The organism is Acetobacter sp. DmW_043 (assembly GCF_002153485.1).
Lineage (GTDB): Bacteria > Pseudomonadota > Alphaproteobacteria > Acetobacterales > Acetobacteraceae > Acetobacter > Acetobacter thailandicus.
On sequence record NZ_JOMN01000003.1, the window covers coordinates 67,374 to 89,885 of the forward strand.

General features: G+C 53.4%; 16 protein-coding genes and 1 pseudogene. 6 read left to right on the forward strand and 11 right to left on the reverse strand.

Going from position 1 to position 22,512, the window contains the following annotated elements; translation table 11 throughout:
• Positions 1-72 precede the first annotated feature (72 nt).
• The 4 genes and pseudogenes from infC to HK11_RS00635 all read right to left on the reverse strand — a co-directional run bounded on the left by infC (position 73) and on the right by HK11_RS00635 (position 4,706).
• Complete coding sequence (gene infC, locus HK11_RS00620) at positions 73-594, reverse strand: translation initiation factor IF-3 (protein WP_086553401.1); 522 nt, start codon at positions 592-594, stop codon at positions 73-75.
• Between the two features lie 344 nt (positions 595-938).
• Positions 939-2,861, reverse strand: a pseudogene (gene thrS / locus HK11_RS00625) (threonine--tRNA ligase); the annotation flags it as partial.
• Between the two features lie 37 nt (positions 2,862-2,898).
• Positions 2,899-3,849 carry a glycosyltransferase family 9 protein gene (locus tag HK11_RS00630; protein ID WP_086553402.1) on the reverse strand — a complete coding sequence of 317 codons (951 nt, stop codon included), beginning with the start codon at positions 3,847-3,849 and terminating at the stop codon, positions 2,899-2,901.
• Positions 3,849-4,706: a lipopolysaccharide assembly protein LapB gene (locus tag HK11_RS00635; protein ID WP_233133239.1), complete on the reverse strand. Its 858-nt coding sequence runs from the start codon at positions 4,704-4,706 to the stop codon at positions 3,849-3,851. Before HK11_RS00635 ends, HK11_RS00630 begins: the two co-directional genes overlap by 1 nt.
• Before the next feature lie 110 nt (positions 4,707-4,816).
• On the opposite strand from HK11_RS00635, the gene HK11_RS00640 reads away from it, so the two are divergent.
• From HK11_RS00640 to HK11_RS00660, 5 genes are all read left to right on the forward strand, one after another.
• Positions 4,817-6,142: a glycosyltransferase family 4 protein gene (locus HK11_RS00640; RefSeq protein WP_086553403.1), complete on the forward strand. Its 1,326-nt coding sequence runs from the start codon at positions 4,817-4,819 to the stop codon at positions 6,140-6,142.
• Position 6,143: 1 nt separating this feature from the next.
• Complete coding sequence (locus HK11_RS00645) at positions 6,144-6,959, forward strand: NAD kinase (protein ID WP_086553404.1); 816 nt, start codon at positions 6,144-6,146, stop codon at positions 6,957-6,959.
• Positions 6,960-7,039: 80 nt separating this feature from the next.
• A complete protein-coding gene (locus HK11_RS00650) occupies positions 7,040-7,783 on the forward strand; it encodes a hypothetical protein (RefSeq protein ID WP_086553405.1) in 744 nt (247 codons plus the stop codon).
• A 32-nt stretch (positions 7,784-7,815) separates the two neighbouring features.
• Positions 7,816-8,874, forward strand: coding sequence for a flagellar motor protein MotA (locus HK11_RS00655; protein WP_086553406.1), 1,059 nt, complete (start codon positions 7,816-7,818; stop codon positions 8,872-8,874).
• 2 nt (positions 8,875-8,876) lie between these two features.
• On the forward strand, positions 8,877-9,785 hold the full coding sequence (locus HK11_RS00660; protein ID WP_086553407.1) for a peptidoglycan-binding protein: 909 nt from the start codon (positions 8,877-8,879) through the stop codon (positions 9,783-9,785).
• A 15-nt stretch (positions 9,786-9,800) separates the two neighbouring features.
• Here HK11_RS00660 and rnhA read toward each other — a convergent pair whose 3' ends face one another.
• Genes rnhA through ispH form a run of 3 tightly spaced genes read right to left on the reverse strand, consistent with a single transcriptional unit; the run spans position 9,801 to position 12,256 of the window.
• The gene (gene rnhA, locus HK11_RS00665; protein ID WP_086553408.1) at positions 9,801-10,289 is read right to left on the reverse strand and encodes a ribonuclease HI; all 489 of its coding nucleotides are present in this window, start codon (positions 10,287-10,289) and stop codon (positions 9,801-9,803) included.
• Entirely contained in the window at positions 10,273-11,247 is a 975-nt protein-coding gene (locus HK11_RS00670; protein WP_086553409.1) for a homoserine kinase, read from the reverse strand. Before HK11_RS00670 ends, rnhA begins: the two co-directional genes overlap by 17 nt.
• A gap of 7 nt (positions 11,248-11,254) precedes the next feature.
• Complete coding sequence (gene ispH / locus HK11_RS00675) at positions 11,255-12,256, reverse strand: 4-hydroxy-3-methylbut-2-enyl diphosphate reductase (protein WP_086553410.1); 1,002 nt, start codon at positions 12,254-12,256, stop codon at positions 11,255-11,257.
• Positions 12,257-12,496: 240 nt separating this feature from the next.
• Here ispH and HK11_RS00680 point away from each other — a divergent pair, with 240 nt between their 5' ends.
• Positions 12,497-13,078 (forward strand): hypothetical protein, encoded by a 582-nt coding sequence (locus HK11_RS00680; RefSeq protein WP_086553411.1) that lies wholly within the window; start codon positions 12,497-12,499, stop codon positions 13,076-13,078.
• A gap of 23 nt (positions 13,079-13,101) precedes the next feature.
• On the opposite strand, the gene HK11_RS00685 is transcribed toward HK11_RS00680, so the two are convergent.
• The 4 genes from HK11_RS00685 to HK11_RS00700 form a co-directional block, all read right to left on the reverse strand.
• Positions 13,102-14,463 carry an AarF/ABC1/UbiB kinase family protein gene (locus HK11_RS00685; protein ID WP_086553412.1) on the reverse strand — a complete coding sequence of 454 codons (1,362 nt, stop codon included), beginning with the start codon at positions 14,461-14,463 and terminating at the stop codon, positions 13,102-13,104.
• A 4-nt stretch (positions 14,464-14,467) separates the two neighbouring features.
• Positions 14,468-16,324, reverse strand: coding sequence for a M3 family oligoendopeptidase (locus tag HK11_RS00690; protein WP_086553413.1), 1,857 nt, complete (start codon positions 16,322-16,324; stop codon positions 14,468-14,470).
• Positions 16,325-16,427: 103 nt separating this feature from the next.
• Positions 16,428-20,975, reverse strand: a complete 4,548-nt coding sequence (gene gltB, locus HK11_RS00695) for a glutamate synthase large subunit (RefSeq protein WP_086553483.1) — start codon at positions 20,973-20,975, stop codon at positions 16,428-16,430.
• Between the two features lie 5 nt (positions 20,976-20,980).
• On the reverse strand, positions 20,981-22,429 hold the full coding sequence (locus HK11_RS00700) for an NAD(P)-dependent oxidoreductase (protein ID WP_086553484.1): 1,449 nt from the start codon (positions 22,427-22,429) through the stop codon (positions 20,981-20,983).
• Between the last annotated feature and the right edge of the window lie 83 nt (positions 22,430-22,512).

Genomic DNA, 22,512 nt, shown 5'->3' on the forward strand with positions numbered 1-22,512 from the left:
TCATAATTTTTTAAAAGAAAATATGAGGTTCTTCCTCTGCCGGTTTGAGCGGCAGAGGAGTTGCATCCTGCTTCAGCGAGGAGCCAGAACCATAACCATCTGACGATTCTCAAGACGTGGAAGCTGCTCAACTTTAGCTTCTTCTTCCATTTCTGTACGAATACGCTCAAGAATTTTAATACCCAGCTCCTGATGCGCCATTTCACGGCCACGGAAACGCAGAGTAATTTTTACTTTATCGCCGTCGCCAAGGAAGCTTTTCACAGAGCGCATCTTAACCTGGTAGTCATTTTCGTCGATATTCGGACGAACCTTAACTTCCTTGATTTCAATAACTTTCTGCTTTTTACGCGCTTCGTTGCGTTTTTTCTGCTGCTCGTATTTAAACTTGCCGTAGTCAAGAATTTTAGCAACAGGCGGCTCAGCGTTTGGGCTGATCTCAAGAAGATCAAGTCCGACACCATAAGCGCGGGCAAGCGCATCACGGGTTGTAAATACACCCGCCATCTCGCCATTTTCGTCAATAAGACGAACCTGGGCTACACGAATTTCCTCATTAACACGTGGTCCCTCACGCGTAGGCGGCGCGGGAATAGGGGGTCTGGCTATGGTCAGCTCCTGTTAAATATTAAAGCATACGGGTGGAAATTTTTAAATGAAACTCCACCCGGCTGGTTAGCAATGTGCGCAATTTTGCGCTTTTTTTCAAGCAGCACAGCCCAGAAAAGCGCGAATCCTGCTCTCATTTTCTCACTCTTCTGTTACTCCTGATGCTCTCTTTAACGTTTTTTCTCCAAGCTTATATAAAATTACCCTTTTATTTGAATTTTTTTAGCCCCCCTCGGTAGTGTTGCCTCAGCCTTATCTTTTTTATCCCCCTCAAACAGCGCTTGTCGTGCTGCCTCAAATATTGCATCAGCCGTATCTTTTGCAGCTTTCTTACGCAGGTCTGGTGGTGTTGCCTCAGCCTTCAGTTGCTGAACAATCTCCTCTAAACCTGCCATTGTCTGATCCTGGCTGCCAAGACGACGCATCGCAACGGTACGCTGCTCAGCCTCACGACGGCCAACAACAAGAATCACCGGCACACGTGCAACACTATGCTCACGAATCTTGGCGTTAATTTTGTCGTTGCGTGTATCTGCCTCGACTGAAAGACCAGCCTCACGCAGCGCAGCCGCTACTTCCTCTGCATACGGGGCAGCATCACTGACAATAGATGCCACAACCACCTGCACAGGTGCCAGCCACAGAGGGAAACGCCCTGCATGCTGCTCGATCAGAATACCAAGGAAACGTTCGAACGAGCCCAGAATCGCACGGTGCAGCATAACCGGGCGATGACGGGCAGAATCCTCACCGATAAACGAAGCATCAAGACGATCTGGCAAAACCAGGTCGACCTGAAGCGTGCCGCACTGCCAGTCACGCCCAATGGCATCGCGCAGAACAAACTCAAGTTTAGGACCATAGAATGCCCCCTCACCCGGGTTATGCTCATATTCAACACCGGCTGTCAGGCAGGCCTCTTTCAAAGCGCTCTCTGCTTTATCCCATGTTTCGTCACTACCAGCCCGCTCTTCAGGGCGATCAGCAAATTTAACCCGAACATGTTCAAAGCCGAGATCCTGATAAACCTCATAAAGCATTTTTACGAACTTAACGGTTTCATCAGCAATCTGATCTTCCGTGCAGAAAATATGGGCGTCATCCTGCACAAAGCCGCGCACACGCATCAGACCATGCAGCGCACCTGATGGTTCATAACGGTGACATGACCCGAACTCGGCCATACGCAGGGGCAGCTCACGGTAAGAACGCAGGCCATGACGGAAAATCTGCACATGGCAAGGGCAGTTCATGGGTTTGAGTGCGAGAGTTTTGTCTTCGTCCTCAACCGTGGCAACAAACATGTGGTGGCGGTATTTATCCCAGTGGCCTGAAGCCTCCCACAAGCCACGGTCCACCAGCTGCGGGGTTTTAACTTCCTGATAACCATGGCGGGTTTGCGCACGACGCATGTAATCCTGCAGCGCAGTGTATAAACGCCAGCCTTTATGGTGCCAGAAAACCTGACCCACGGCTTCTTCCTGAAAATGAAAGAGGCTCATTTCACGGCCGATACGACGGTGGTCGCGACGCTCGGCTTCCTCCAGCTGGTGAAGGTGCGCATCAAGCTCTTTCTGGTCACGCCAGGCAGTACCATACACACGGGTCAGCATGGGGTTGCGATGATCACCACGCCAGTATGCACCGGCAACCTTCATCAGCTTAAATGCCGTACCGACATCTTTCGTGGTGCGCAGATGTGGCCCACGACACAGATCAAGCCACTCACCCTGACGATAGACAGAGATATCCTCACCTGCCGGCAGGTCACGGATCAGCTCAGCCTTAAAGCGCTCTCCTTTTTCTTCAAAAAAGGCAATGGCCTGATCACGTGGCCAGACTTCGCGCACAAAAGGTTCAGCCTCAGCCACAATCTCTTTCATACGCTGCTCGATGGCGGCAAAGTCTTCAGGCGTAAATGGCTGATTTCTGTAAAAATCATAGTAAAAGCCATTTTCGATAGAAGGGCCGATGGTGACCTGCGTACCAGAAAAAAGAGACTGCACAGCCTCAGCCAGCACATGGGCCGCATCGTGGCGAATCAGCTCAAGGGCTTCGGGGTCTTTACGGGTAACAAAGCGTACACCAGCATCAGCCACAATTTCACGGCTGATGTCACACAGCTTCCCATCGACCTCCATGGCAAGCGCAGCCCGGGCCAGCCCTGCGCCAATTGACTCAGCGACGGTTGTGCCTGTCACCGGCCCGTCAAAACTACGTACGGATCCGTCTGGCAGGGTAATGGCGGGCATAGGAAAACTCCGAAATATCAAAAAGGTTCAAAACTGTTTAATGACGACTCATGAGAGCCTCTGCAACCCTGCCAACACTCAGACGTGCCAGGTCGGGCTCAGAAAGCACCTGCACCTGCCCGTTTCTGCGCCCTAAGGGCATTGTCAGAGCAGGACTGCTGTGGGCTGAGTACAACACTATACACTCACACCCCATCATTGCTGCAAGATGTATCGGCCCTGTATCATTACCCACTGCGAGGCAGGCATGCTCTGCCAGCACAGCAAGTTCTGCCAGTGTCGTCCTGCCGGTATAATCCTCTGCCTGGGAGCACAGCGCACAAATCTCTGCCGCCAGCGCTTTATCTGCCCCGGCTCCGACAACGACAGGTGTAATTCCCGTCCTCACCAGATGCCGGGCCAGCTCACCATAAGACGCGGCAGGCCAGCGTTTTTCGGGCCTGTGGGGCGAAGCACCCGGTACAATCAGCGCATAAGGCGCCTGTCGTGCCGGGTCTTTCATGCCCTGAAGCCAGCTGATATCCGGCAATGGCACATCAGCTATGCCTGCCATACGCAGCTGATCACGCTGGCGCGGCACGGTATGCATATCATTACGCCAGGGGTTAGCATGAAAAAATGTCCCGGCGGGTACATGCCCTGACCAGTGACGTTGCCCTGCCAGATAGAAGTAACGTGCTGTACGCCCCGATGTCTGCAAATCATAAATACGGCCATAACCGCGCAGCTGGCGGCGCAGCTGCATCATACCTTTCAGATTACTCCAGCGTGGACGTTCGTCGGTCAGAACAGCATCAAACCAGGGAGCAGGACTCGCAAAAGCAACAAAAGGCTTTGTCGTAAGAAGCGTAATATGCGCCTGGGGATGTGCTTCACGGATAGCCTGAAACGGCCCGAAACTCTGCACAAAATCACCCAGAGCACCAAGCCGGATAATAAGAATATTGTCTTCTGCGGGAGCAGGCAGCCGATGAGTAACGTATTGCATCAGGGCATATCAGGGTCAGCAGCCTGCACGGCGAGGTCCTGCCGGGCCAGATCCGCATCATGTGTATCGGGAGCAAGCTCAATAACCTGCTGCCAGTCGCTGCGGGCCCCTGAGAAATCACCGGTCTGGCCGCGGATAATACCGCGTTCAAGCAACACAGCCGAATCCTGCGGTGCTATTTCAGCAGCACGGGCGATATGCAGTTGGGCCTGGGGCAACAGTCCATCCCTGCGTTCAGCAGAAGCCAGAAGCATATAGATCTCAGCACTTACCTGAGGCGTACGGGCAACCAGCGCACCCAGATCACGCGCCACAACGTCAAAATGCCCCATCATCAGCTGGGCTCTGGCTCTGAGCAGCATAAGGGTCATGTCTGCGCCCTGCAGGGAAAGGCCATAATCAGCGATCGTCACCGCCTCTGACGGCTGAGAAGCCGCAAGCCAGGCCTGTGCCGCCTCTGAGGCAATAACCGCTCTCTGCCCGTCAGAACTGTCCGGGCCGGAGAATGGTCCATTACGTGCAAGGTCGTTTAAAATTTTTGCCGCCGCCACTTCTTCTCCCACAGACATCTGAGCCAGAGCAAAGCAATGCAGCGCAGGTCTGCCGCCATTATGTTTCAGCCAGTCCTGGGCGTAATCACGTGCACCATAGGGATCATCCCCCGTCATCACATCACACTTTGCAGGCGACCATACCGCCTCAGAGAGGGCTTTACTTTTCTCTGTCAGCTGATGCGAAGGTGCCACAGAGTTACCCCCTTCAGCTGCGGCAGCACGGGCGCTGTCAGTCACCTGAAAAGTTAACAAAAATACAGGAAAAGCCAGAAAAAAACCTGAGGCGAAAGAACGTTGCATCATGACCCTTTAAAATATTGCAAACAAAATTGCCTCACAGACAAAACATAAAAGGCAGGAAGTAACCGCTGTAACAGTAGGTTATTTGAGAAAAACCATGCTAACAGAATCGTATGAGCGATCAAAAGCCCCCGCCTGTTATCCTGCAGATCCTGCCAGCCCTGAACCAGGGTGGTATAGAGCGGGGAACTCTGGAAATAGCCTCTGCTATCCAGCAGGCCGGCGCGAAGGCTGTTGTTGTCAGCGAAGGTGGTCAGCTGGTGCCGGCACTCACCCACTCGGGGGCAACTCATATTGTCCTTCCTCACTGCGGCAAAAAATCACCCGTTTCGGTTTTGCATAACGCGCGTATTCTTGCCCGGATTATTAAAGAACACAAAGTCAGCCTGGTGCATGCCCGCTCGCGCATCCCTGCATGGACAGCCTGGCTTGCCTGCCGGCGTACCCAAACCCCGTTTGTCACAACATGGCACGGCGTGCATAACTCTGACTTTCCTGGCAAACATCGTTACAATGCTGTGCTTGCACGCGGTGACAGAGTTATAGCGATCAGTCGGCATATTGGTCAAAAATTAACCTCTGAATATAACCTTACACCCGATCAGCTTCGTATTATTCCCCGCGGTGCTGATATCAGACAGTTCACCCCTGAAGCCGTCTCCGGACTGCGGGTACACAGCCTGAGCGAGCAGTGGAATATACCGCCTGATAAACATATTATCCTCCTCCCCGGTCGTCTGACCGAATGGAAAGGTCAGGCTTTTCTGCTCCAGGCCTTGTGCCACCTCAGAAAACAGGCCCCTCACCTGCAATGGTGCTGCCTTTTTACAGGAACAGGTTCACCTGAGAATAAATTTGAAAAAAAACTACTGGGCCTGATAAAAAAATCCGGCCTGACTGACGATGTCTTTTTTACGGGGCACTGCAGCGATATGCCCGCTGCTTTTGCTATGGCCACTGTGGTGGTTGTGCCCTCTCTGCGCCCCGAACCCTTTGGCCGCGTTGTCGTTGAGGCACAGGCTATGTGCTGCCCTGTGATTGTTACAGCCCACGGAGCCGCCCTCGAAACCGTCAGAAACGGCCTGACAGGCCTTGCTATCCCCCCCGGCGATGATGTCGCACTTGCAGATGCGCTCCGGATTGTTCTCGAAGCTTCTCCCGAAGGGCGTGCCTCTATGGGGCAGACTGCACGAAATGACGTGCTGCTTAACTATACAACTCTGAACATGCAGCATGCCACACTTGGCGCGTATGATGAGCTCCTTGGGACCCATCTGGCAGAAACATTCTCACACACGATGGCAGACACAGCCCGGCAACAGGCCGAACAGGGAGAACTTTCTGTGAAAAATTACTTTTCACAGCTGGCGCACCCTGGGCAACACACAGCACATGTGTCAGAGAATACGTCTTTCCATCCCTCCGACGCAGAGTTCTGACATGACCTTCCTTACGCCTGCCATGCCGACACCGGCTCTGCGTCCTGTTCCTGAGCGCATTGCCTTTATGGCTGCCCCGACTGATAACGCCAGCCAGACCCGTGACCTCCTGGCGCAGCATTATGGTAACGTCTCTCTCGAACAGGCTGATATTATTGTCTGCCTGGGGGGAGACGGCTTCATGCTCGAAACGCTGCATAAAGTACTCGATGCTGATTTATCGACCCCCGTTTATGGTATGAACTGTGGCTCTGTCGGCTTTCTGATGAACCCTTTGCAGCAGGACAATCTGCCTGAACGGCTGGCCCGCACGCAGGCGGCTGAACTCAACCCCCTGTATATGACGGCAGTCTCCGACACCGGAGAAGTCACTCATGCACTCGCCCTGAATGATGTCTTTTTGTTTCGTCAGACACGACAGGCAGCAAAGCTCCGTATCGACGTTGATGAACATGTGCGCCTGCATGAGCTGATCTGTGACGGAGCGCTGATTTCTACCCCGGCCGGTTCAACAGCCTATAATCTGTCCGCCCACGGTCCTATTGTGCCTCTGTCAGGCAATCTTTTGCCTCTCACACCTATATGCCCTTTCCGTCCGCGACGCTGGCGCGGGGCACTTCTGCCATCAACTGCCCATGTGCGCTTTAGTGTGCTGGAGCATGAGAAACGTCCTGTTGCAGCCGTTGCTGATTCACTGGAAATCAGAAATGTTGTCGCTGTTGATGTTCATGAAGACAGAAGTCAAAAAGTCACCGTGCTGTTTGACCCCGGACAAACGCTCTCTGAGCGCATAGTTGCTGAACAGTTTTCGTCATGATGCCACATATTTGACATCTGATGTGATAGTATGGCGCTCTGATACCACCGTTATAGTTTTTCCGGGTCGATATATTCCTGATGCGTAATCCTTTTTCTTTCTCTGTCCTGCCTGCACTCTGCGCTGCTTTTGCGCTGCCGGCTGCCTCGGCCTATGCTCAGGTCACGACGAATACCGAGATTCTCGACACACTCCAGACACAGGCACAGCACAGCACGCCCCCTTCGCGGCATGCACCGCCTGCCAGGCGCACGCAAAAACCTGCGGCGGCGCCGGCGCAGGCAACCGGAGGTAATAGTTCTTCAGCGACAGGCTCAGCCGTACCGGCAACATCTAAGCCCGCAGTCAAAACAACAATACCCGATATTCCTCAGGCCCCCCCACCTGACCCGCAGCTGACAACACCCCCCAATATTGAGCTGCACCCCTTTCCTATTCCGCCACAGCCGGTTGTTCAGCTTAAAGCTGCAGGTAAAGTCACTGAGATTAAAAACGGGATACGGGTTACATTTGCTCCCAAATCAGCAGATCTGAACCCGATAACACACCAGGCCATTCTGACTTTCGGGCAGAAACTGGCAGAAAACCCCTATAAGCAGGCGCTGATCAACGCATATAGTTCAGGCGCGACTGATGACCCCTCACTGCCACGCCGCATGGCTTTCTCACGCGGTCTGGCAGCGCGCAGTGTGTTAATGAATGCTGGTATACCCTCAACGCGTATTTACCTGCGGGTTATTGGCATTCCCCACGACAGCGAAGGAAACCAGGCCGGCACCCAGGATTTTATTGAGATTTCACAATCCGGGAATGACCCTTCCTGACCCTTTATTAAACCAGACAGGATTTTTGCAGGATGTCCCGCCCGTCACGTTATTGCCTCAGAATGGCTTTGTTTCTTGCCTGTGTGGTTGCCGGGGCAGCCATACTGTGGGAACCGCTTTACAAAGCTTTTTTCTATAACCCTCTGTTAAATGGCCTGATTGCAGCTATTCTGCTGACTGGTGTTATATGGAACATCGTTCAGACCCTGCGCCTGTCAGCTGAGGTCAGATGGGTTGAAGCCCGTAAGCAAACCCGCACCAGCCTCGTAAACACCAAACCACCTCCGCTGCTGACACCGCTGGCAACAGCTTTCAGACTGAACGAATACCATAACGGACAGCACACAAAACTACCTGCCCTGACCGTACAGGCTTTACTTGATTCGGTTTCAGGGCGACTGGATGAAGGACGTGAAATATCACGCTACCTGACAAGCCTGCTTATTTTTCTGGGTCTGCTGGGCACTTTTTACGGTCTTTTGCTAACCGTTGCGTCAATTGCTGATGTTATTTCGGGCATGTCAGTCAATGGTAATGCCCTTGACGCCATGTTCGAGCAGCTCAAAACCAACCTGGCAAAACCACTGCATGGTATGAGCACGGCATTTTCAGGCTCACTTTTCGGGCTGGCCAGTGCACTGATTGTTGGGTTTCTCGACCTCACAGCCGGACAGGCCAATAACCGATTTTTTAACGAGCTGGAAGAATGGCTGACCGAGCAGACAATATATACAAACACAACACCGGCTGCTGCAGCCACCACTACTGTAGCTGCCGACCCTGCCCCCGCTTACACGCAGGCACTGCTCGAACAGACGGCTGAAAATCTCACAGCGCTGCAGCAAATCATACGTGCCAGCGAGGCAAAGCGTGAATATGAAATGACGCAGCTGGTCAGGCTGACGGAACAAATGTCACGGTCTGCCGGGCAGGCAGATATTCTGCGCAGCATAGAGCAGCGGCTTGAGCAGATCATACAAAACAATCATAACGGGCGCGTTCAGATGACAAATGAGCTCAAAGACAGCCTGCGTGTTCTGGCCCGGATAAAAAGCACTGACGGTATAACCTCAGACCAGGAAAAACACTGACCATGGCCCGCCGCCGCAGAAAACCCTATACCGGGCCAGACGCATGGCCAGGTTATGTTGATGCGCTTTCTACCCTGCTGATGGTCGTTATTTTTGTTCTGCTCATTTTTGTCGTGGGGCAGACACTGCTCTCAGCCGCACTCAGCAGAAGACAGCATGCACTTGAAGGGCTGGAGGGGCGCACAACGGCCCTCGCTCAGCAGGTGCAGTCTGAGCATATGCTTAACGATACCCTCAGCACCACGGTCTCTGCCCTGCAAAGCCAGCATGATGCAGATGCCGCAGCACTTGCTGCCCTCAGAATCGCAGATCAGAACCAGATCAGCAGCCTGGATGATGAAGTCAGTGAGCTCAACACGCATCTTGTAGCAGCCGGACAGGCTGCCTCAGAAAACGATACTCAGATTTCTGACCTTACGAAAAAACTCAACGACGCTCTGGGTACAAAAGCACAGGGGATCAGTCACTACCGCTCAGAGTTTTTCGACCGTCTTCAGAGTGTACTGCACAACCAGAAGGGCGTGCACATAACCGGCGATCGCTTTATTTTTCAAAGCGAACTTCTCTTTCCCCCTGGCAGTGCTGATATATCAGAGGCAGGCCGGAAAGAAATCATAACTCTTGCCCGGACCCTCAGGGAAGTAACGGCACATATTCCGGCCAGTGTGCCATGGATTTTGCGCGTGGACGGCCATGCCGACCGCCAGCCTGTGCACACAGCCTTCCCTGGCAACTGGGAACTTTCCAGTGCCCGCGCCATCACGGTGGTTAAGCTTCTGGTCGCGCAGGGTGTAAGCCCGGCACATCTGGCAGCTACTGGTTTTTCTGAATATCAGCCTGTCGACAACAACGACACGCCAGAAGCCTATGCCCGTAACCGGCGCATTGAGTTTCGTCTGACCGAGCGATAAAAAAAGACGTCTTCTTTATGAAGACGTCATCGCGTTTTCTATCTCAATACGTCCCTGTGTCGCCAGTTCATCAACACGCTCATTTTCAGGCACACCCGAGTGCCCCTTAACCCAGTGCCATGACACATCGTGAGGTTTGGCCGCAGCCAGCAGCTCACGCCACAAATCCATATTAGCAACAGGGTCGCCCGCTGCGTTACGCCAGTTACGACGCACCCAGCCGGTGTGCCAGCGTGTAATGCCATTGCGCACATACTCGCTGTCTGTGTGCAGTCTGACAATACAGGGGCGTTTAAGAGCCTCAAGCGCTCTGGTCGCTGCTGTCAGCTCCATGCGATTATTGGTGGTTTCTGCCTCACCACCTGAAAGCTCTTTTTCTTTGCCTTTAAAGCGCAGCAAAACACCCCATCCGCCAGGACCAGGGTTCGGGCGGCAGCCGCCATCCGTCCAGATTTCAACAACATCCTGCTCAGGAGCAGAACCCGTCTCAGAGTCCGTATCCATCAAGTGTCTCCCTTGCCAGATGAAAGCGCAGACGCTTCAGATAATCGAGCGGATCTTTCCGTGTGACCAGGGCGTCTGCCGGTGTATTGATCCAGTCATACAGCCTTGTAAGTAAAAAACGCATCGCCGCACCACGTGCAAGCACAGGCAAAGCTTTTTTCTCGGCCACGGCCAGAGGTCTGACTTCTTCATAGCCACGAAGAATACCCTGAGCAAAGCGGGCATTAAACCGGCCCTCAGCGTCAAAACACCAGGCGTTGAGACAAATTGCAATATCATAAGCCAGCAGGTCAGAGCAGGCGAAATAGAAGTCAATTACCCCTGACAGCTCACCCTCAAGGAAGAAAACATTGTCAGGAAACAGGTCCGCATGAATTTGCCCGCGCGGCAGATCAGGCTGCCCGTCAGCACCTGGCCAGAATGGCAGAATACGTGCCAGGGCGGCTTCAATCTCATCTGTCAGGCCAGGCAGCACATCGTCAGCCGCGGTGCCACAGCTTGCCAGTAAGGGCCGCCAGGCCTGCGGCCCAAGGCCGTTAACCCGAAGCGGTGCATAGCTCTGCCCGGCCAGATGCAGGCGGGCGAGCACCTGCCCGAGCGGACGACAGTGAGACTGATGGATAACTTTCGGCCAGGCACCCGATAAAAAAGTGGTAATTGCTGCCGGGCGCCCTGCAAGAACTTTCAGCATCTGCCCGGCCTTATCAGCAACCGGCTGCGGGCAGGCAACGCCCTGCGTGGCCAGATGCTGCATCAGCTCTAAAAACCAGGGAAGCTCCTGCTCATTAACGCGCTTTTCATACAACGTCAGAATGAACTGGCCCTGGGTGGTGCGCAAAAGGAAGTTGCTGTTTTCAACCCCTTCTGCGATGCCACGGCACTCGGTCAGGTCTCCGAGTGCATAGTCTGCGAGGAAAGCGGTCAGAGCTTCATCACTGACATCCGTATAAACAGCCATCTGCGCCTTAACCGAGTGGTGCCGGCAGACGGAAGATAACGCTTTCTTCTTTTACAATGCGCTCATCAATCTGAAGGGTATAGCGTTTAGCAAGCTCCGCCACCATTTCCTGAACCAGAGCCTCAGGCGCAGAAGCACCTGCGGTAATACCCAGGGTGTTCACCCCTTCAAGCACTGTCCAGTCAAGGTCGCACTGGCGCGGCACGAGCAGAGCACGACGTGCACCTGAACGCTCAGCCACTTCGCGCAGGCGCTGCGAGTTGGAAGAATTGGGCGAGCCAATAACAATCACCAGATCACATTCAGCCGCAATCGCTTTTACAGCTTCCTGACGGTTGGTTGTGGCATAGCAGATATCCTCACGCTTAGGCCCCTCGATCAGCGGGAAGCGCTCGCGCAGAATTTCGACAATCTCAGCCGTATCATCAACTGAGAGCGTGGTCTGCGTAATAAAGGCCAGACGTGCCGGGTCAGCAGGCTGAACCGTGCGGGCTTCCTCAGCATCGTTAATCAGCGTGACAGCACCAGCAGGCAGCTGCCCCATTGTGCCAACCACTTCAGGGTGGCCGGCATGGCCAATCATCAGAATGTGGCGGCTGTCAGGGCCACCACCGGCAAAGTGACGCTCGGCCTCGCGGTGAACCTTAGACACCAGCGGGCAGGTCGCATCGAGATACAAAAGATTACGGCGCTCAGCTTCGGCAGGCACGGTTTTAGGCACACCATGAGCTGAAAAGACAACATGGCCATCAGCCGGAACTTCATCAAGTTCCTCAACAAAAATGGCACCCTGTGCTTCGAGCTCTTCAACAACAGTGCGGTTATGTACGATTTCATGCCGGACATAAACAGGGGCACCATAGCGGCGGATGGCTTCCTCCACTACACGAATGGCACGATCTACGCCGGCACAGAAACCACGTGGCCCGGCAAGAAGGACCTTAAGGGTTCTGGTATGAGCGGCGTTATCTGCCTGTGCTAAGGTAATGGTCTGAGTTTCCTCGGGCATGGTATTCCCCAAACTGACAGCGGACGGTATAGAAGAAGCTGAGTATGATAAAGGCTGTTATAAAACGATGCTACACCCGAACTTTACAAAGCACGGCTATTGCAGGCATGGCCTACGCAAAGCACAGGGCATATGCAAGCCGTTTTCGACACTCTCATACCATATCAAAGTCTTTTAGCGTTCTTTTTAACACTCATTCACTACGTTTTCACTTCCAGACTGACAGATCCGGATTCACATATGCTGCACATGCTCACCCGCTCACGCCGTTTCTCTCCTCATCTGGTGCTGGCCGGTTTTATGGCGCTGACTTTGCTATCTGGCTGCGCAGAAGAAGAAGATAAATCACTGGCATTTGCTCCGGCCTGCCCTGTGACACAAATTCCGCCTGAAGCAGCCGATTACTATCTGTATGACGGAAAAACCCCCAGTTTCACTAACCTGGTGACACGCGCAAGCATTCTGACCCTGCGCGGTGACTGCATTGCAGCCGGCCCGAAAGAGCTGACAACCCGTATTGCACTGCGTTTTGGTATCACCAAAGGGGCAGCCCTGCGCGACAGCACGATAACCCTGCCATGGTTTATCGTTGTGCTACACGGTGACAAAATCGTGAATAAACATATTTTTAAACATACTTTTACCGTGCCGGCTAACCTTGCCAACTTCACGACAGATACGAAGGTCGTTACGGTCTCTTTGCCGATTGCGCCCAAAAATATCGCGTCTGATTACCAGTTTCAGGTGGGTTTCCAGCTGAATAAACAACAGCTGGAATATAACAAAAACCATAAAACCGGTTCTGATTTTCGCTCTTACTAAGCGAAAAGCCCTGTGCCTGCGGTTTAAACCGCAGGTGCTTCAGGAAAGCGTGCAGCCTCAATTGCCGCAGCCTGACGCGCCGCAAGCTGCTGCTCGTTATACTCGCCCACAACTTCGCGAAACAGCTCGCTCCAGTTCATCTTCACTTTAAGACGTAAAAAGACTGACCCAAGACCAACAGCTGAGCGGTCAACCAGCACAAACTCACGCGGCAGGCTGACACCGCCGGTACGCTGCAGCCCCTCATGCACACGGCTCAGAATCTCACGGCTCTGATCAGGATTATTCTCATCCTGAATATAACGTTCCTGATCGTCCATAAGCGGGCCAAAGAGGAAACCAGCCCACTCGTTGAGCACATCCACTTTCTCTGAGCTGAGGTCTTTAAAGCCCCAGGCTTCATAAGCTGCGGCAGCCCGGTCTTTATCCTTTGTGCGCAATGCCTCAAACAGCTCGATATTCCCGCTGATAAAAGATGGTTTGAAAATACGAATCGCACCAAAATCAAACAGGTTCAGGCCAAAATCGTCACGCAGTGTGAAGTTGCCCATATGCGGGTCACCATGCACCACACCATAGCGATAAAGCGGCAGATACCAGGCACGAAACAATGCACGGGCAATCTTCTTCTTCTCATCTTCTGACAACCCGGCATCAATCGCTTTACTCAGGCTGCGCCCCTGCACCCAGTCCATCGTCAGCAGGCGGCGGGTACTTAATTCATCAACCGGTTCTGGCACAGTCACTTCAGGGCAGTCCGCCAGAATGGTACGATAGAGGCGGATATTGGCTGCCTCACGCGTGTAGTCGAGCTCTTCGCGCAAACGCTCGCTCAGCTCTTCCACAACGTTATCCTGACGGATGGCGTTATCAAGTTTGTGATATACACCTATCGCCATACGAAACTGCCGCAGGTCAGACTCCACGGCGGCTTTCATATCAGGATACTGCAGTTTACAGGCCACACGACGCCCGTCATTTAATATGGCCTGATGCACCTGCCCCAGGCTGGCTGCAGCCGAGGCCTCGCGACCAAAGGCCTTAAAGTTTTTCTCCCAGGCCGGACCAAGCTCTGCTGCCATACGGCGGCGCACAAAGCTCCACCCCATAGGTGGCGCATTTGACTGAAGCTCTGCCAGTTCTTTCGCATACTCCTCAGGCAAAGCCCCCGGAATACTGGACAGAAGCTGAGCGGCCTTCATCAGTGGCCCTTTAAGGCCACCAAGAACACCCTTCAGGTCTTCTGCATAAGAACTACCAGAAGAACGCAGGCCCATTTTATGACCTGCATAGCGTGCCGCAATGCCCCCGACTGTGCCGGTGGTCTGCATCATACGACGCAGCTCACCAAACATGCCGGTATTATCAAGATCACGTTCTGCCATTGGCTCAGACCTGTTCCAGCTGGTCAATAAAACCAGAAATCACATCAAGACCCTTACGCCAGAAATGCGGGTCAGAGGCATCAAGACCAAAAGGAGCCAGCAGCTCTTTATGCCTCAGGGTGCCACCGGCTTCGAGCATGGTCACATATTTATCAGCAAAACCGGGTGCGCCTTCACTGAACACACCGTACAGCGCATTAACCAGACAGTCACCGAACGCATAGGCATATACATAGAACGGTGAATGGATGAAGTGCGGGATATAAGCCCAGAACACATCATACTCAGAGCTGAAATTAAAGGCCGGGCCCAGGCTCTCAGTCTGCACCTGACGCCAGATTTCACCAATCTGTTCAGGCAGCAGCTCACCCTGTTTACGGGCATCATGCAGGCGGGTCTCAAACTCGTAAAACGCGATCTGCCGCACGACCGTATTGAGCATATCCTCCACTTTTCCTGCCAGCAAAGTGCGTTTACGGGCGGGATCTTTTTCTGCATCAAGCAGCGACTGGAAGGTCAGCATCTCGCCAAACACGCTGGCCGTTTCAGCAAGTGTCAGCGGTGTGCTGGACTGATAATAGCCCTGACGCGCGGCCAGAACCTGATGCACACCATGACCCAGCTCATGCGCAAGTGTCATAACATCGCGGGTACGACCATGATAGTTGAGCAAAATATAGGGGTGCGCTGACGGCACCGTCGGGTGAGCAAAAGCACCGGGGCTTTTACCCTCAGCTGGAGGCACATCAATCCATGGATTTGTCAGGAAGGTTGTAATCACCTCACCCAGGCGCGGGTCGAAATCGCTATAGGCTTTCTGTACGATGTCTTTAGCTTCATCCCACGAAATTTTGCGGTCCTGCGTGCCAGGCAGAGGAGCATTACGGTCCCAGTGCTCAAGCTTATCAAGGCCCATCCACTTTGCTTTAAGCCCGTAATAACGATGAGCCAGCCGCGGGTAATCGGCCCGCACAGCGGAAACCAGTGCGTCAACCACTTCGTCTTCAACCATGTTGCTCAGGTTACGTGACGAGGTGGGACGGGCATAATGGCGCAGAGAATCGGTAATGGCTTTATCTTTTGCCAGCGTATTCGTAATCAGCGCAAACAGACGAATATTATCAGAGAAAACCTGACCAACGGCCTTACCTGCCTGCTCACGCACAGCACGGTTCTCATCTGACAGACGGTTAAGTGCATCGCCTACAGTAATGGTTTTACCATCGAGGGTGACGCGCAGCCCTGCAATTGTTTCATCAAACAGACGAGACCAGGCCTGTGCTCCTGCTACGGATTTTTCGAGCAGAACTTTCTCGACTTCATCACTCAGCTGGTGCGGGCGAAACAGGCGCGTGTCACGCAAAAACGGCTCCCAGCGCGCCAGCGCAGGCTCTTTAAGCTTTGCCTCAAGCGCAGCATCATCAAGCTTATTAATCTCAAGGGTGAAGAAGAGCAGGTCACCTGCAATATCTGTCAGGCGCTCGTTAACTGACTGACCAAAGCGGGCAATAGCCGCATCAGAAGAATTGGCGGCAAATAACAAAGAGGCATAAGAGCCGGCTTTGCCTAAAATCTCGTCAATTTCTTCACTGGCCGCAATTGCCTCAGCCAGCTCTGCGCCCGATAACCCGCCGAGCTTACCCTGATAGCGGGCAGCAAAAGCCCTGGCACGGGTATGAGCATCGGTCAGATCCTGCTCAAGCTGCGGGTCTTCCATACTGTTATAAAGAGCAGAAAGATCCCAGCGCGGCAGGGCAGATGTTTCTGCTCCCTGCGTGGTCTCTGCTTTGCGAGCTGTATCAGCTTCCGCAGCTGCGGCTGGAAACCGGGACAGATGAGAAAAATGCGCTATATGTTCCATTCCCTCACCCTACACTGCATTTGTGCAGGGTGCGAGAGGATGAAAAAACAACTCTGCCAAAACAAGAGCAGGATTATCCCCTGCCCCTGCTTTTATGACAGTTTCAGGCGCTTTTTTTTACGGCTTCACTCTCACAGGTAAAACCGATGATACGTGCGTAGTCACGCGGCACGATCTGCCAGAAAGAAGGCAGAACCTCATCCCATTTATGCAAAAGCATAGTGGCATAGGGTGAGCCGGTTTCTTCAACATGACGCGTTACGAGCGCATGCAGTTTCTCCTGCCATTCAGGCTGCGTGACACGGGTCCAGAGCAGTGAGTCAGCATTAATTTTGTCTTCAAAGTTATTTTTCTCATCAAAGACAAAGGCCATCCCGCCGGTAAAGCCTGCGCCGAAATTGTCACCCGTCTGCCCGAGAATAACAACCGTACCACCGGTCATATATTCGCATGCATTAGAGCCACAGCCTTCGACTACAGCCGTCGCACCGGAGTTACGCACCGCAAAACGCTCACCGGCCTGACCTGCAGCAAACAGCTCACCTGCTGTCGCACCATAAAGCACCGTGTTGCCAATAATCGCATTCTGGTTCCAGACCAGACGTGATGACGGAGACGGACGGACGGTAATGGTCGCACCCGACAGTCCTTTGCCGACATAATCGTTGGCATCACCCAGCACTTCAAGCTTCAGCCCCTGCACGGCAAAAGCCCCCAGTGACTGACCGGCAGAACCGCGCAGACGCACAGTCAGATGACCAGGCACCAGAGTTTTCATGCCAAACTGACGCACAATAAGTGAAGAGATACGGGTGCCAATAGCACGCTGTGTGTTCTGCACATTGTACTGAAGCTGCATTTTCTCACCATGTGAGAAGAGCGGCTTTGCGTCATTAATCATCTGAGCGTCAAGGGTATCCGGCACCTCGTTACGCCCTTCAAGCGTGCAGTAACGGGCATACGGGCCGGGGTCGGCCTGAACCAGCAGAGAGTTCAGATCGAGGTCATCCAGATAGTCTGCACCACGTGACACCTGATGCAGCAGATCTGTGCGGCCAATGATCTCATTCAGGCTGCGGAAACCAAGTTCAGCCAGAATATTTCTGACATCTTCCGCAATGAAAGAGAACAGGTTGATAACCTTCTCCGGTGTGCCTTCAAACTTTTTACGCAGCTCTTCATCCTGCGAGCACACACCAACCGGGCAGGTATTAGAATGGCACTGACGCACCATGATGCAGCCCATAGCCACGAGACTTGCTGTGCCAATACCAAACTCTTCAGCACCCAGCATCGCGGCAATCACGACATCACGACCGGTTTTGATACCACCATCTGCACGCAGTTTAACGCGGTGACGCAGGCGGTTAAGCATAAGCACCTGATGTGCTTCTGCTAGGCCCATCTCCCACGGCAGACCAGCATATTTAACCGATGTCAGCGGGCTTGCCCCTGTGCCACCTGAATGGCCGGAGATCAGGATGGCATCAGCCTTCGCTTTTGCAACACCGGCTGCAATCGTACCAATACCTGAACGGGCTACCAGTTTAACTGTTACAGTTGCATCAGGGTTGATCTGCTTCAGGTCATAAATCAGCTGAGCCAGATCTTCGATCGAGTAAATATCGTGATGCGGCGGCGGTGAAATAAGCGTAACACCCGGGGTCGCATGACGCAGCTTAGCGATCAGCTGTGTCACTTTAAAGCCGGGCAGCTGACCACCTTCACCTGGTTTTGCACCCTGAGCCATTTTAATTTCCAGCTCACGGCAGTCGTTCAGATACTGTGCCGTAACACCGAAACGACCAGAGGCAACCTGCTTAATAGCAGATGAGGCATTGTCACCATTGGGGCGTGGCTTTGCACGAGCAGGGTCTTCACCCCCCTCACCCGAGTCAGAGCGGGCACCAATACGGTTCATCGCGATGGAGAGAGTCTCATGCGCCTCAGGGCTGAGCGCTCCCAGAGAAATAGCCGGGGCAATCAGGCGGCGACGCAGCTGGGTAATGCTTTCAACCTCCTCAACCGGGATAGGTGTCCGGCCAGGGCGGAAGTCAAGCAGATCGCGCAGAGCCACAGGGGGCTGTGCCTTCACTGCCTCGGCATAGCGCATGTAAAGCGAGAAGCTGTCGGTCGAAACTGCGGTTTGCAGCAAATGGATCACGTTGCCATCAAACGCGTGCTGCTCCCCTTTACGACGCAGCTTATATAGCCCGCCAACCGGCAGAGGCAGGCTGCCTGAGTGCCAGGCCTCTTTATGGAAATCGAGCACATTGCGCTCAATACCAGACAGACCAATGCCTGAAATGCGTGAAGGCATGCCAGGGAAAAACTCAGCCGTCAGCGCACGTGAGAGGCCAACAGCCTCAAAGTTACAGCCACCACGGTAAGAGGCGATGATAGAAATGCCCATTTTGGACATAATCTTCAGCAGGCCTTTATCAACCGCCTTACGGTAACGCTCAACACACTCACGCAGCGTCAGCTTGCCGAACAGACCACGACGATGACGATCAGCAATACATTCCTGTGCCAGGTAAGGGTTTACCGTGGTTGCACCCACCCCGATGGTCACTGCAATAGCATGCACATCAAGGGCTGTCGCTGTGCGCACGTTAAGCGAAATAAACGTACGCAGGGAGTGACGCACCAGATGCGTGTGCACCGCAGCTGTTGCCAGAATCATCGGAATATAAGCGCGGGTGGCAGACTGCTTCTCATCACTGAGGAAGACATGCGTACACCCTTCGCGCACAGCTTCTTCTGCTTCACGACGAATACGCTCAATAGCCTCGCGCAACCCGCCCTCACCCGCTGATGCAGGGAATGTGCAGTCAATAACGGCCGTTGAGTTGCCACAAAATGCGATCAGCGCCTCATACTCACCCGAGGTCAGAACCGGGCTGGGCAGCTGGAGCATTTTGCACTGATCAGCTGACTGGTCGAGGATATTGCCAAGGTTACCCAGACGTGTGGTCAGGCTCATCACCCGGCTTTCACGCAGAGAATCGATTGGCGGATTTGTCACCTGGCTGAAAGCCTGACGGAAATAATGCGACAGACCACGATAGCGCGAAGACAGCACGGCCAGAGGTGTATCATCACCCATTGAGCCGACAGCCTCAGCAGCATTTTCGACCATCGGGTGCAAAATAGCTTCAAGCTCTTCGAGGGTTGCACCGGCAGCAAGCTGACGACGACGCAGCACTTCGCCCTCATACAGGACAGGCTCAGTCACATCAGAGCGGACAACCGCACCGATTTTTTGTGTACCGGCAACCCATGAGGAGAACTTATGACGGGCAGCCAGAATATCGAGCAGCTCTTCATTGCCAAACAGTTTTGCCTCGTGGAGATCAACGCCAATGATCTCGCCTGGCCCAAGGCGGCCACGTGCGACCACTTCGCTTTCAGGCACACGCACCATACCGGTTTCTGACCCGATAATCAGCAGGTCGTTCTCAGTCACCGTATAACGCAGCGGGCGCAGACCAGAACGGTCAAGACCAGCGATTACCCAGCGGCCATCAGTAGCACACAGAGCAGCCGGGCCGTCCCACGGTTCCATGACAGAGTTGCAATACATGAACATGTCACGATGGCTCTCCTTCATGCAGGAGTGACCACCCACACTGGCCGGAATCATCAGCGCTTTAACCGCAGGGGCATCACGACCGGCAAAAGTAAGCAGCTCAAACACGTTATCGAGCACAGCCGTGTCAGACCCGCCGGCCTGAACAAGCGGCTTAATGTCGTTCATCCAGGGATCAAGGTCAGGGTGAGACAGACGTGTCTCGTGACTTTTCATCCAGTTGATATTGCCTGAAATCGTGTTGATTTCACCGTTATGCGCCAGCCTGCGGAAAGGCTGGGCAAGCTTCCATGTCGGGAAGGTGTTGGTTGAATATCTCTGATGATAGATAGCAAAGCGGCTGACAAAACGCTCATCCAGAAGGTCAGGATAAAACTCGGTCAGATGCTCAGCAAGGAACATGCCTTTATAAATAATAGAACGACATGAGAGTGAGCAGATATACAGATCAACCTGTGCAGCAATCGCAGCTTTTTCAATTTTGCGACGAATAACATACAGGTCACGCTCAAGCGCATCCTCTGACTTGCCTGGCAGATTACGAATCATAATCTGCTCAATTTCAGGGCGGGTTGCGTTGGCTTTTTCACCAATACAGGCGGTGTCAATCGGCACCTGACGCCAGCCGTAAATCGTGTAACCAAAAGCCAGAATTTCGGTTTCAATAATCTGACGGCACAGTTCCTGAGCGACCATGTCTGTTTTGGGCAGGAAAACCTGACCAACAGCGATGATGCTGCCGTCCTGATAGTCACCGGCTTTTGCAATCGCATCCGCAAAGAAAGCCTGCGGAATTTCAACGTGAATACCTGCACCGTCACCGGTTTTACCGTCAGCATCAACCGCACCACGATGCCAGATGGCACTCAGCGCAGCGATACCAGCCTCAACCACATCACGGCGGCGCTTACCATCAATAGCCGCAATCAGGCCAACGCCACAGGAATCGCGCTCATCCGCGGGGTCATACAACCCCTCCAGAGCGTGAACATTGGCGTCCCACTCTTTAAGAAAAGTCTCTGCATTTTCCAGCGAGTCTGCGTTATGGAGCTTGTTCATGTCACTCATCCCTGCACCGCTGCTACGCTGGCTGGTGCGTTTTCCTCAATCCACTTATCGATACAATCAGCTGCATCACGACCATCACGAATGGCCCACACAACCAGGCTGGCACCGCGCACAATATCACCTGCGGCAAAAACACCAGGCAGGCTGGTCATGAAAGTATCAGACTTAACAGCAAGAGTGCCCCAGCGTGACACTGACAAAGCAGGCTGCGCCCATAATTTTGGCAGTGGTTCAGGGTCAAAACCCAGCGCCTTAATGACAAGGTCTGCTTCGATGGTGAAAGAGCTGCCATCAACAGCTTCAATCGCCTGACGACCTGAAGCATCGTTCTGCCCCAGGCGCATACGCACAGCGCGAACACCTGTGACTGTCTCATCACCCAGAAACGCCTCTGGTGCGGCGAGCCATACGAAATCAACACCTTCTTCTTCAGCGTTTTTCACTTCGCGGGCTGAACCAGGCATATTGGCTTTATCACGGCGGTAAAGACACTTAACTGACTTCGCACCCTGACGAATAGCTGTACGCACACAGTCCATCGCGGTGTCACCACCGCCGATAACCACGACATTACGCCCCGCAGCATCAAGGCCTTTTGCCTCGTCTGTCAGCGTATCACCAAGAGAGCGACGATTAGATGCTGTCAGGTAATCAAGAGCTTTCTCGATACCTTTCAGGCCGGCACCCGGGCCACCCAGGTCACGCGATTTGTAAACACCGGTTGCAACCAGAACAGCCGTATGACGTTTACGCAGCTCAGCGAAAGAGAGCTCGCCTTCAGCCTCACCAATACCCTGCCCCATGTGGAAGATGACGCCACCATCCTCAAGCAGTTTATGACGGCGGGCTACGATATCTTTTTCAAGCTTAAAGCCCGGAATACCATAAACCAGCAGGCCACCCACGCGGTCATACCGGTCATAGATATGAACCTGATAGCCTTTGCTTCTCAGGCGGTCAGCTGCGGCAAGACCTGCAGGACCAGCCCCGACAATACCGACTGACTCACTACGCTCGGTTACGGGAGAAACAGGTTTAACCCAGCCTTTTTCGAAAGCTGTATCGGTTACATAACGCTCGACCGCACCAATAGTTACGCTCTCAAAGCCTGGTTCGATAACGCAGCTGCCTTCGCACAGACGGTCCTGGGGGCAGATACGGCCACAAATTTCAGGAAATGTGTTTGTCGCTGAGGAAATTTCATAGGCTTCTTCAAGACGGTTATTGGCCGTCAGCATAAGCCAGTCAGGAATGTTATTTCCAAGCGGGCAGCCAACCGAACAAAAAGGCACACCACACTGCGAGCAGCGGCTCGCCTGAGTTGTTGCCTCCTGCGGTTTGAAATCTTCATAAATTTCATTGAAGTCGGCTTTACGGGCCGGGGCTGTACGCTTTTCGGGCTGCTGCTGCGCAACAGAAACAAACTTGAGCATTGATTCGGTCATGGGGGCGCCTTCCCGATTAAAACGGCGCAGCAGACACACTACGCCCAAAACAGGTTAGCCTGAGGTAAACTCTTCCCCCTTTT

Coding starts and splice junctions, on each gene's coding strand:
- HK11_RS00630 (WP_086553402.1), bottom strand. CDS start 3,849: ATGCAATACGTTACTCATCGGCTGCCTGCTCCCGCAGAAGACAATATT.
- HK11_RS00635 (WP_233133239.1), bottom strand. CDS start 4,706: ATGATGCAACGTTCTTTCGCCTCAGGTTTTTTTCTGGCTTTTCCTGTA.
- HK11_RS00640 (WP_086553403.1), top strand. CDS start 4,817: ATGAGCGATCAAAAGCCCCCGCCTGTTATCCTGCAGATCCTGCCAGCC.
- HK11_RS00645 (WP_086553404.1), top strand. CDS start 6,144: ATGACCTTCCTTACGCCTGCCATGCCGACACCGGCTCTGCGTCCTGTT.
- HK11_RS00650 (WP_086553405.1), top strand. CDS start 7,040: ATGCGTAATCCTTTTTCTTTCTCTGTCCTGCCTGCACTCTGCGCTGCT.
- HK11_RS00655 (WP_086553406.1), top strand. CDS start 7,816: ATGTCCCGCCCGTCACGTTATTGCCTCAGAATGGCTTTGTTTCTTGCC.
- HK11_RS00660 (WP_086553407.1), top strand. CDS start 8,877: ATGGCCCGCCGCCGCAGAAAACCCTATACCGGGCCAGACGCATGGCCA.
- rnhA (WP_086553408.1), bottom strand. CDS start 10,289: ATGGATACGGACTCTGAGACGGGTTCTGCTCCTGAGCAGGATGTTGTT.
- HK11_RS00670 (WP_086553409.1), bottom strand. CDS start 11,247: ATGGCTGTTTATACGGATGTCAGTGATGAAGCTCTGACCGCTTTCCTC.
- ispH (WP_086553410.1), bottom strand. CDS start 12,256: ATGCCCGAGGAAACTCAGACCATTACCTTAGCACAGGCAGATAACGCC.
- HK11_RS00680 (WP_086553411.1), top strand. CDS start 12,497: ATGCTGCACATGCTCACCCGCTCACGCCGTTTCTCTCCTCATCTGGTG.
- HK11_RS00685 (WP_086553412.1), bottom strand. CDS start 14,463: ATGGCAGAACGTGATCTTGATAATACCGGCATGTTTGGTGAGCTGCGT.
- HK11_RS00690 (WP_086553413.1), bottom strand. CDS start 16,324: ATGGAACATATAGCGCATTTTTCTCATCTGTCCCGGTTTCCAGCCGCA.
- gltB (WP_086553483.1), bottom strand. CDS start 20,975: ATGAACAAGCTCCATAACGCAGACTCGCTGGAAAATGCAGAGACTTTT.
- HK11_RS00700 (WP_086553484.1), bottom strand. CDS start 22,429: ATGACCGAATCAATGCTCAAGTTTGTTTCTGTTGCGCAGCAGCAGCCC.